Origin of the sequence: Gemella sp. GH3 (assembly GCF_013415425.1) — a bacterium.
Classification (GTDB): Bacteria; Bacillota; Bacilli; order Staphylococcales; family Gemellaceae; genus Gemelliphila.
Window position 1 is genome coordinate 1 of record NZ_JACBYC010000239.1, and the last position, 418, is coordinate 418.

Here is a 418-nt window from a genome sequence, read left to right on the forward strand (position 1 = left end):
AGCACATCGGCAAGCGAATCAGCATCAATGAGTGCATCAGTAAGTGCAAGTACATCAGCGAGTGAATCAGCATCAACAAGTGCATCAGTAAGTGCAAGCACATCAGCAAGTGAATCAGCATCAACGAGTACATCAGTAAGTGCAAGCACATCAGCGAGTGAATCAGCATCAACAAGTGCGTCTGTAAGTGCAAGTACGTCGGCAAGTGAATCAGCATCAACGAGTACATCGATTAGTGCAAGCACATCAGCAAGCGAGTCAGCATCAACGAGTGCGTCAGAATCTGCAAGTACATCAGCAAGTGAGTCGGCATCAATGAGTGCGTCAGAATCTGCAAGCACATCGGCAAGCGAATCAGCATCAATGAGTGCATCAGTAAGTGCAAGTACATCAGCGAGTGAATCAGCATCAACAAGTG

At 46.9% G+C, this 418-nt stretch carries 1 pseudogene; it reads right to left on the reverse strand.

Annotation, left to right across the window (positions count from 1 at the left end):
• Nucleotides 1-418 (reverse strand): annotated as a pseudogene (locus HZY83_RS07980) (MSCRAMM family adhesin SdrC); the annotation flags it as partial.